We start from the raw sequence: 11661 nt of genomic DNA, 5'->3' as shown, positions 1-11661 counted from the left end.
TGGCCGCCGTTGTGACGAACCGGACGATTACGCTCTCGTGGGACACGGTGGCGCCCGATGCGCAATACGAGGTGGAAGTGGACGGCAAGATCACCGACATCGGCACCGACACGACGTTCCACCACGGCGGCCTGCAAGCGGAAGAATTCCATTCGTACAAGATCCGATGGAAGAACGCGGAGGGGACGAGCCAATGGGTGGCGGTGCTGTCGCTCTCGACGCTGTCCAATCCGCTGGATGGACAGATGCAGGTGGAGGCGTTCGCGACGAACAACAGCATCGAGCTGAGATGGGACAAGGTGAACGGAGCGACGGGGTACGACATCGAGATCGATGGCGATGCGGTCGTGGAAGGAACGGGCAGCTCGTATACCCATAGCGAATTAAGCTCGGGAACGTCGCACACGTACCGGGTGAGGGCGAAGAACGAGACGGGTGTGACGGCTTGGAGCGATGCGATTGTCAAGAGCACGACCAGCCCGACGTATCAAGTGAAGGCGACGAAGGACAAGACGTTCAGCCTGTCGATACTGGCGAGCAACGTGCAGGACTTCAGCGAGCTTGAATTCGTCGTGACGTACGATCCGAGCCGGATGGAGGTCGCGGATCTGTACGACTTCACGCCGCAAGCGGATGTCATGGCGGCCGGAACGATCCCGGGCTCGAACCTCGAAGTGACGTACCAGCCGGGGAAAATTATTTTCAGGAAGAAGATGAACATTGTGCCGGGAACGTCCTGGTCGGGAGAAGTGACGACGATTGTCTTCAGGGCCAAGGTGACCGGGGAATCCTTGATCGATGTGAAAGTGGAATAAATTATTCGCCAACAGGGGTTGATCACGAGATGAATGTCGTCAGGAAGTATTACAAATGGATAGCGATGCTTGTTGTTGTTGCTCTGGTTGCCGAGACGTTCGTTTACGTGTTGGGCAGCAAGGAAGAACGGGCTTCGAGCGTGGTCAACGAGGCCCAGGATGACGGCACGATTGCCGCGGATATCTCCAACATGACCGGTGCGACGACCGAGGATATTCTGAAGCTGAAGCGGACCGGAATGAATTGGAACGAAGTGCTGGAGAAGCTGAAGCAGACCGGATACGACAACAGCGAGAAGAAGGAGCAGCGTACCGAGCTGCTCGCGGGGACAGGCATTGAAGAAACGATGACCTTGCTTGTGGAGAAAGGGTTCTCCCAGGAAGAAATCACGGAAGCGAGAATGCTCGCGGAGAGATTGCAGTTTCAATTAAAAGAACTGTCCGCCGCGGATGTCGGGGCTGCGCCCACCGTGTCTCTTACAGGTACGGAGAACAAAGGGGACGAGTCGCTTCAAGCGATTCTCAAGATGGCTGAACAATTCGACCTGAGTGAGGCCGTTTACAATATGGTGCTTCTGAAGAAGGAATTCGGGAGTTACGAGGCCGTGCTGGATGAATATCTGCTCTCGCTGCAGATCGAAGTTGATCTGCAACAGTACATGTCCGATAAGGAAGCTTACCTTAAGGCGAAACAAGAGAAGAGCGCTGGCCTGGCGCACGATGAGATTGTCACTTCATCTGTCGTAGAGACGGCGTTGCTTGAGAAAATTCAACGGAGCAATCGCAGCTTGCAGGGGGACGACGTTGGAGTTGCTAATGCCGTTCTTCCATCGAGCGTTCAGGATTCGAATTCCAGCACCCCGTTGCCGGACGTTCCTCAGCCTGTTGCCCGGGACGTCAAGCCGGCGAATCCGGCGGATCAGGTCATGCGAGAGATTGAAGCCATTAATCCGAATCGATGATAACGAGGGATAAGAGACGATGAGAATAAGCGGCAAAGCGGCAATTGGGAGCGTCATTGTTTTGTTGGCTGGTATCTTGATTTGGCAATTCGACAACCTAAGCGGCAGAGGCTTGTTTAAAAACGAGAGCATCGCCACAGAGGAATCGTCAACGAGAAGCTGGAACGAAGCCGTTAACACAGAGATTTCCTCGGATGTGCTTGAGCAACTGCAAGAGGAATCGGACTCGGCGACCTACGAGCTTCAAGTGAACCGGCTGAAGAACTTGATAACGGCTCTGGATGTGCACGAGAAGTTCAAGCAGGAGGTCGAGCGCCTGATTAAGGAGGGGCATTCCCTTCCGGATGTGCTGATTGCCTATGAATTTCTGTACCAGAGCTATGGGCGAATGCAAGATTTGGAGCCTCTTATAAAGCAAAAGGAAGACGGCAAGGAATGGGATGCCGTCTTCACGGACTACAACCGCAAGCACGAGACGTATGTTCCGCGCTCCTTCGATTCGGAATACCTGGAAGGTCTGCTTAAGACTCCGGGAGTGACCCCCGACGATATCATGCTGGCCGACCGCTTGTCATTCGTCACCGATACCGAGGTTAAGGACATTCTCGAAGACAGGCTCGAGTCGGACAAGAGCTGGAAGCAGATCGCGGTCGAGTTAAATGTACTTAACGGTTCCTCTTCGCTTCCGAGAGTGCAGATTACGGAAGAAGAGCTGGCTGCGTTCTCTACCGATACTTTTACGGAAGATAACGTAGCGGAAGCGTTCGTCCTTGCGCAGAAGCTTGCCGAGACTCCGGAATCGGTCGTCGAGCTGATGCAGGCCGGCAAGTCCGAAGAAGCGATCATGGCAGCCAGCTATAGCCATAAATACAGCAGCTAACGAGCGCATGTACCGGAGGGGTTAGAGTGAAACGTTGGATTCCGATATCGGCAATTGCCTTTGTCTTATACCTATTGACCAGCCAGACGAGCTCCGCGGAGACGGTTGAAGAGCAGATGAGGAACCTGATCGGACCGGAGAAGCAATACAATACGATGCTGTCTCCCGTCTATCTTCGTACGAACACGAACGAAGAAACGATCAGTCCGCAGAGCGGCGAGCTATCCTTGATTCAGACGGATTACGTTCTTCCGGGCCGGAACGGCCTAGATTTAGAGATTAAGAGAATATACAAGAGCGGCATCTCCAACGTTCAAGAGATGAATGCCCGCTACATGAATGGCGCTTGGGTCGACTACGTCGAATCCGACGCCAAGATGTCTTCCTTCTACGAAGACCGTTATAATCTCGGCATCGGAACGCGGTTCTCGTTCCCGAGCATCGAGATTCGCAAGAACGATGATGGCAGCAGCTATGCCTTCCTTCATACGGAGAGCGGGGACGTCTATCGTCTGAAGCAGACCCAGATTGACGGAGAAGCCGCCTTCTTGCCGGATGGTCAGACGGTCAAGGATGTTGTTGTTCGGCTTGCGACGGCATCCGAATTCGCCAATGGACAAAGCGACGGGGACTCCAAGTACGTCATGGTCGGCAAGGACGGCAAGATGACGTACTTCGCGGAAGATGGAAGAATCCTCGGGATAGTCGATCGCTATAAGAACTCGATTATTTTCCAATACTCCACTCTTGCTTACACCGTAGACGACGTCAAGAAGGAGAAGAGGCTGATCACCGGCATTACCGACTCGGTAGGAAGAGTAACGACGATCGAATACAAGGAAGACGATCAGTTCAAGGTCGGGGCGATCACAGACCCTTCCTATAGCGCGGAAGAGCGGTACAAAGCTTCCCAGAACCCGAATAGCGCGGATTCCGGCGACCTGGAGGGCAAGTTCCAAGTTATTATTCACTTGCCGGGCAACAAAGACATCGTATACGACAAGACCGCAGTTCTGGTGAACTCGTCCAAGCAGGTCGTCCGGACGCGCTTGCAGCGAGTGTTCGATACGGACGGCAAGCCCAAGTATCACTTCTGGTACGAGCAGCCGGAGCTTGGCTTTACATTCATGAACGGAACCAAGTATTCCGCGTTTAACCGATACGAGAACCTTGTCCAGATCGATTATCTGAAGACGAACCGATTGACGAGATACGTCTACAATTCCTATACCAAGGGATTAAGCCAGGGAAGCATGCAATATCGGAAGATTTTCGAGAAGCGGGAGCTTGTCAAGACAGGTTACGATCCTTCCAAGGCCAAGTTCGAGGAACGCTTCTCGTTCGAGGTTAAAGACAAGACGACCTACCAATATACGAATGAGGCCGATGGCTACGGGTTTACGGGGTATAAGGAATCGGATGAGCCCTACTTAAGAGATACCTATCGTTATTACACCGAGATCGCCGACTTCAAGGGCAGCAAGACCAAGTTCACCTTCGATGGACTGCATCAGTTGCTTGTTACGGAGAATTCGGGGCAGGATCATAAGGAGCTCATCTATACCGAACGGGACGAGATGAAGCTGGTCAAGAAGCAGGAGAGCCAACTCTACCAAATCACGGACGGACAGGTCGTCGGAAGCCCTGTCAAGCGTATCGAGAACTTCCGCTATGACGAATACGGCAACCTGACCAATTATACGGGGCCGGATGCGACGCGGGACGAGAAGGGCGTTCCGGTCGATACGGAACACACCGTTGTCTATACGTACGCTTACGACAAGTTCCACGTGCTTGCTTCGAAGACCTGGAAGCAGGATGCGGACACAACAAGCCAAATTTTATACGACATTGATAGCTTGGGCAACATTACGAGAGAGACGAAGATCAATTCTCTCGGGGATGAACGCAACGTTGTGACCGACTATCAATACGATTCGTACGGCAATGTCACGCGCAAGGAAGCCTCTTCCGGCAATCAGTCCTTCGTGACCGAATACGAGTATGGAGTCGATGCGAACGGGACAGATGTTCAAGGGGCCTATCTGACGAAGGAATCCCAAACGTTAAACGGGAGCGTTATCGCCAAGAGATATGCGTATGACATGAACACCGGCAACCTCGTCACGGAAGCCGATCCAAGAAACAACAGGACCGTCTACGAGTATGACGGGCTGAATCGTCTTGTCAAGGTGAGCAAGCCGGAAGGAGTCGTCGAGAGTTACGGCTATGAGGAGAAGCCTTGGGCCAATCTGGCGATTGTTCATACGGACCCGAACCAGGTTCAGAACAAACACGAGTTCGATATTACGGGGAACCTGGTGCGAACAAGCGTCTTCGATCAGGGGCAATGGGTCGTTCTTCAGACGCTGGAATACAACTTTATGGGCAACAAGGTCAAGGAGATCGACGCCAACGGCCACAGTATCCGCTATGACTACGATAGCGATGCTCGATTGGTGAGGAAGTCGTACTACCAGGACGACAAGGTGTTGAAGGGTTCGATTGAGGTTGGCTATCAAATCGGCTACGACAGCAAGACTCCTCTTGTCATCACAATTACGGATGAAGAAGGGTATCCGAGCAAGTACTATTACGACAGCTTGAACAGGTTGGTGCGCACGGAGACGACTCCGGACAAGACTGGATTCTATGCGACTGCTTATTCTTATGATTATACGGGCAATGTGGTCTCCAAGACCGACGCGCTCAATCGCTCCACTGTCTACCAATACGATAGTCTCGGCAGGCTTGTGCTTCAGCGGGATGCTCTGAATAACGAGACGACGTATGCTTACAATGCGTTGGATCAGGTGGCAACGCAGAAGGAACCGGGAGGCAGAATCACCGGGACGATTTACGACGAGCTCGGCAGGGCAACGGAACAACGGGTCTATTCGGAAGACTCGCCGGATTATACGTATATTCGGCAGGAATACGACTCGACCGGGAATGTCGTTCGCAAGTCTCAAGGAGCCGTCGTGAACGGGAGCGATGTCGTCTCCTCCGATACCGGATACGCCTACAACGGGTTGAATCGCATGAGCGACGAATATCGGAAGCTGGACGAAGCGAGAACGGGTCATATTCGCTATGAGTACGATAATAATGGCAACAAGACCGGAATGATTGAATATGCGGATGAGCAACAATCCAAGTATCGAATTTATTCCTATCTTTATGACTATGCCGGCAAGCTTATCGAAGAGAGGGGGAGCTACCGGGAGGAACAAGCGGACGGCGCACTCGCCGAGTACGGCAGCTATCAAACCCGGTATGAACGGGATTATGCCGGCAACGTTCTTAAGCAGCTTCGGTTCAACGGAACCGGCTTCGATACCGTAACCTCCACTTATGATTATCGGAATCAACCGCTTACGAAGAGCGAGCCGTATGACGGCAATGCCGATGGGAAGAACGATGGGAAGAACGATGGGAAGCAGACCCGTTACACGTATGACAAGGCAGGACATCTTCTGGCTGAGACCTTGACGGTCCAGGGAGTCGATGTGACGGCCTCTCAGACGGTAGACGGACTTGGCAAGACGACGTCCAAGACCGATCCGCTCGGCAACACGACAAGATTCGTCTATGACGCGAATGGGAATCTGATCAAAGAGATCGATGCCCGTTATTTCGCAGCGGCCGAGGAGACGGCGCCAGGAATCGAATACACCTACGATGAGCTGAACCGATTGGTGATGACGGCTGCTTATGACGGCGCATCGAGAGAAATCATCGGTTACAGAAGGTACGATGGGCGCGGCAATATCATTCTTGAGGCTGGCGGAGAAGGCTATAATCCGTCCGCTCCGGAGAAGTCGTACGGCAATGTCTATGAGTATGATAAGAACAATAAAGTCGTGACGATCGTATCCGCTCAAACTCTTGCGGACAATCGGCGGAACAATACCGATTACGCCACCGTTCGCTACGAATACGACGGATCGGGCAACATGATTGCGGAGACGGATGCGCAAGGCCGGGAGACCAAGATCTCCTACTATTTGAACGGATTGCCCAGAGAGAAGACATATGCCGACGGGTTGCAAGAAACCTTCGATTACGACTTGACGGGCAAGGCGATGGCAGAGAAGACGGACCGGGCGAACAGGGTTACCCGCAGCTTCTTAAACGTCTTCGACAAGCCATACCGGATCGAGTATCCGGACGGCACTGTCGAACGAATGAGCTACTCCCCTAAAGGAGACGTCATCGAGAAGATCGATCAAGCCGGACAGACCGACTCGTATCAGTACGATGCCTCCGGCAATGCAACGGCTGCGTACGACTATATCTCGGCGGATGCCTCCTATGCGACTTATAAGCTGACGGAGCTTCAATACGATGAAGCGAATCGGCTTCTAAGCAGCGAGACATTCACGTATCTGAAGCCGTTGAAGGCCGGGGTGAAGGAGTCGAAGACGTCCGCCGGGAACCGCATCGCGAATGAGTACGATAAGTCCGGGAGGCTGCTGAGGGCAGCGGGTCCTAACGGCAGAGATACTATCCAGAAATACGATGCAGTCGGCAACCTTGTCGAACGTCGCCAGAAGGTGTCCGATGGCAACTACGATATCGTCCGGTTGGCTTACGATCTGAGAAACCGTATTATCTCCAAGACACTGCTCATCAAGATGTCGGATCTGAGCGAGGATGAACTTGCGGATGCCGATTACGATGACGATTACTATGATCGAGTGCTCGCAACGACGACATACGGCTACGACCGAGACGGGAACGTAACGAGCCAGAAGGACGCCAAGGGTCATGAGACCTTATTCGAGTATGACTACGATAAGCGTCTGCTCAAGAAGATCGATTCCTTGCAAGCCGTTACCGAGTATCGGTACGACCAGAGCGGGAACCTCAAGACGGAGGTCGACGCGAAGGGAAGCGAGACGACCTATGATTACGATGATCTCAACCGGTTGATTCGCAAGAAAGCCCCTTCGGCAGACGATTCTCTTGCCACGACCCGGTACGTGTATGACGCAGCCGGCAACCTGATCAGAGAGATTGCTCCCAACCAGTACGATGAGTTATTGGACGCGGATGCGACTGTGCTGGATATGAAAGGCATCGGTTATGGCTATGATGCCATGAATCGTCTGACGGCCACCTACTCTCCGGATGGGCAGCCGTTGGAGATTATTCAGTACAATCGGTTAGGTCAGGCCATTAAGAAGGTTGATGGACTGCAATACAATGGAGATGCAGCCTCATCAGCCGGCACCACACTTGTTCTTGATGGATTAGGGCGCGTGACGAAGAGCACGGATGCTCTGGGATTCGCTGCATTGTTCGAATACGATGTTCTGGGGAATGTGACGAAATCAACGGATGCCCGCAATCACTCGACCGGGTATGAATATAATTCCGACGGTACGGTGAAGAGAATCTCTTATCCGGATGGAGGAAGCATCTCTTACGAGTACGACAAGCTCGGTCGCAAGATCTCCGAGACGGACCAAGGCGGAGCGACGACCTTGTATTCGTATAATGCCTTCGGCAAGGAGAAGAGCATCCAGGACCCGTACGGGTATACAACCCTGGCCAAGTATGATTTGACGGGCAATGAGGTGTCATACAAGGACAAGCGCGGCAACGTGACGTTCTACTCGTACGACAGCAACAAGAACCTCGTGGAGAAGAGATCGCCGCTCGAACTGGATGGCAGTCGGAACATCATCTATGCCGTAGAGAATTATGCCTATGATTCGAACGGCAACTTGATCAAGAAGAGCGTGTCCAATTCGAAGGATGCCTCCTTCTTGCGAGAGACGGCATATGCATATTACGACAACAACCTGATGAAGACGGAGTCCGACAACAGCGGGGCTTATGTGAAGAAGGATTACGACAAGAACGGGAATCTGATTCAGATGGCGAGTCTGCGGGAGACGGATGTCTACGATATCGAGAGGTTCCGGTATGACGATCAGAATCGACTCGTTGAAGAGATTAGATTGGTAGAGGAAGACGTATTCGATGCGAGCGCCTTGTTGGCGTCGTCCTCTCTGCGCGATGAGACGTATTCGGATCATATCCGGCTCACGGCCTCTTACGCGTACGATATTCTGGGCAATCGCACCGGGGAGACCGATTCGAGAGGCAACACGGTTACGTATGTGTACGATGGGCTAAACCGGATATTCAAGGTCTTGCGGAAGCTGAACGGAATCGACGTTTACCGGCAATATACGTATGATGAAGTCGGCAACAAGACGGCTGAACGCAACGAGCGTGGAATGATTACCCGGTACACGTACGACAAGATGAACCGTATCGAGACCCTATTGGACCCCGAGAATCAATTGTTTACGTACAAGTACGACCTGGCAGGCAATAAAGAGAAGGAGATCAATGCCAACGATAATGCCATGACGTACACGTACGATAAGCTGAATCGGCTTGTCACCGTGAAGGACCCTTACGACGTCGTGGTTACGCAGAACATCTATGACGAGAATGGCAATCTCGCCAAGAAGCTGGATGCCAAGGGCTACCTGTCCGGAAGCACGGATAAGGAGCGTTACGGGGTTGTCTATACGTACGACTTGGCTAACCGATTGATTAAAGTCGTCGACCAGGAGAACGCTGCGACTTCTTATCGTTACAATACTGTCGGGGAGAAGATCCAGGAGACGAATGCGCTGGAGCAGAGCTATTCGTACGAGTACGACAATGCCGGTCGTTTAACCCGGGTTACCGATCCGAACGGCATCAGCTTCGCGTATAGTTACGATCTGGTCGGCAACAAGCTCGATATGACCGACGGGCGGGGCAAGGTAACTCTGTACCGCTACGGAGCATTCGGGTTGCTGCTGGAGAACGTCAATCCGGCCAACCAAGCGACTTCGTACCGATATGATCGGGGCCTTAATCTGTCCGAGATAACCGACGGCAACGGACATCATACTCGTTATTCGTACGATAGCCGCAATCTTCTTCTGGAGAAGAAGGTAGTGGAGACGGATGATCGCGTTGCTTACACGTATGACCCGAACGGGAACCGCGCTTCGATGATCGACGAGAGCGGCAATACCGAATATGTCTACGACAAGAAGGACCGCCTGACCCGCATTGTCAAGGATGGCACGGATCAGATCGTCTATACCTACGATGCCGTCGGCAACGTGGAGACGGTTACGGACAAGACCGGATTCGTCACTCGCTACACTTACGATAAGGCGAGCCGGATGGAGACCGTACTTGCGGCGGGCAAGATGACGACGTATTCCTACGACAAGAATGGCAATCGGGAGTCGATCCGTTACGAGGGCGGAGTCAAGGAGACGTACGCATACGATCGGACCAATCGCCTGCTTAAGCTGCGGAATATCAATTCGGAGGGCACACTCCTCTCGGAGTATTCGTATACGTATGACGGTGCAGGCCGACAGACATCCAAGACGGACAGTTACGGGAAGACGAGCTACTCCTATGATAATGCCGGCCGAATTCAGAAGGTAGAGGCGCCAGGCAAGACTACCGTATACACCTACGACAATAACGGGAACCGGGAGTCGCTTCTCGAGACGTACACCTCCGAGCAAGCAAGCGGATTCGTCGATCCGGGCAGCAATGCCGAGGTCAAGTACCTGATCAAGAAGAGCGAGTATGTCTACTCCAATGCCGGCGAGTTGATGAAGCTCGTCGAGAAGATGGAGAACGTCGCTGGAGAAGAAGTGTTGGAGAAAACAACGGCTTATCTCTACGACGGCAATGGCAACGAAATCCGGCAGCAGATCAGTTATCTCCGTTCTCATACCCGGGATAGGAGACAGGTTACCGGCGCCGACCCTTACGGGGAGGAGATGTCCGGCGATCTGAACACGTTGCTGGAGAAGGTCAGCAATACGTTCGACGGCTTTAACCGGTTGAAGAAGACGGAGCGGGTCAAATCGGGCGATCGGAACACAGTCGAGTATACGTACGACGGCGACGATCTGCGCACACAGAAGATTGCCCGCAGCTCCGGGGATGACTATGCGACCCATGTGACCAACTATGTCTATGATCGTCAATACGTCATTCTGGAGACCGATGCCTCCGATGAGGTGGCCGTTCGTTATGTCCATGGCCTCAACTACATTGCCCGAATCGATGGGACAGAGCAGTTGTCTTACTACCTGTACAACGGACACGGCGACGTGGTGCAGACCGTCAACGAAGCGGGCGTCGTGGAGAATCAGTACGACTACGATATCTTCGGCAGTCCGATCCTGGTCATCGAGCAATACACCAGCTCGATCCGCTACTCGGGCGAATTCTTCGACGCCGAGGTCGGCCTGTACTACCTCCGGGCGAGGTACTACGATCCGTATGTGGGGCGGTTTATTTCGAGAGATACGTATACGGGGAGAGACGACAGTCCGCTTAGCTTGAATTTGTATACGTATGTGTTGAATAATCCGTTAATGTTTGTTGATCCATCGGGTCATACCGAGGTGGCGTTAAGGGATTTGGCGACGGCTACGGGGGCAAGCGTCTCGTATGATGCGAAGACGGGGATCAGTACGTACAACCTGTCCGGTGTCGAGATTACATTCAATACCAAAAGCGCATCCGATCAAGCAGCCAAGGGATTCACGATTCAAGATGGGCGTATCATCATTGATACGGAGAACTTTGACAAGCTCATTAATCGATCCCAATCCACACAAACCACTGCTGGAGGGCAGGAGACATTAAAAGCTACGGTTGACACCTTTGTTGTTGGGGATACACTTGCGGCGTATGCGAAGGTGGAGAAGGTCGTTACGTTGAGATATGCTTCGCCAATAGCAACGACGCTAAAGGAAAGCGTGTCCGTAGTTGATTTAAACACACACCAAGCGGATTCCGTGGATTTATTGGCGAAAGATGGGCTAAGCGGTTCGAGAAAGCGATTCGTTGACAATCTCGAAGACGCATCTAACGGAGCCATTGATCGCTCGCAAGCGGCCATGATCATGCTCCTGACGGCACATATGGATAATGAGTATGGCGACTATTTGTG

General features: G+C 52.7%; 4 protein-coding genes. All 4 read left to right on the top strand.

All coding sequences use genetic code 11. From position 1 onward, the window contains the following. Positions 1-815, top strand: an 815-nt coding sequence (locus E6C55_RS34030; protein ID WP_211093696.1) for a fibronectin type III domain-containing protein, incomplete at its 5' end; no start/stop codon positions are given. 29 nt (positions 816-844) lie between these two features. Next, on the top strand, positions 845-1777 hold the full coding sequence (locus E6C55_RS32720; protein ID WP_136374038.1) for a hypothetical protein: 933 nt from the start codon (positions 845-847) through the stop codon (positions 1775-1777). Positions 1778-1838: 61 nt separating this feature from the next. After that, entirely contained in the window at positions 1839-2657 is an 819-nt protein-coding gene (locus E6C55_RS32715) for a hypothetical protein (protein WP_168736005.1), read from the top strand. A 26-nt stretch (positions 2658-2683) separates the two neighbouring features. Beyond that, positions 2684-11661: RHS repeat-associated core domain-containing protein (locus E6C55_RS32710; protein WP_136374036.1), on the top strand; the 8978-nt coding region annotated here is incomplete at its 3' end.

Origin of the sequence: Cohnella fermenti, from assembly GCF_004801405.1 — a bacterium.
GTDB classification, from domain to species: Bacteria; Bacillota; Bacilli; order Paenibacillales; family Paenibacillaceae; genus Cohnella; species Cohnella fermenti.
The sequence above is the reverse complement of the archived record's forward strand: the minus strand, read 5'-3'. Positions and strand labels throughout refer to the sequence as shown.

What these genes read in the sequence shown, in the direction of transcription:
- E6C55_RS32720 (WP_136374038.1), top strand. Translation starts at nt 845, where the DNA reads ATGAATGTCGTCAGGAAGTATTACAAATGGATAGCGATGCTTGTTGTT.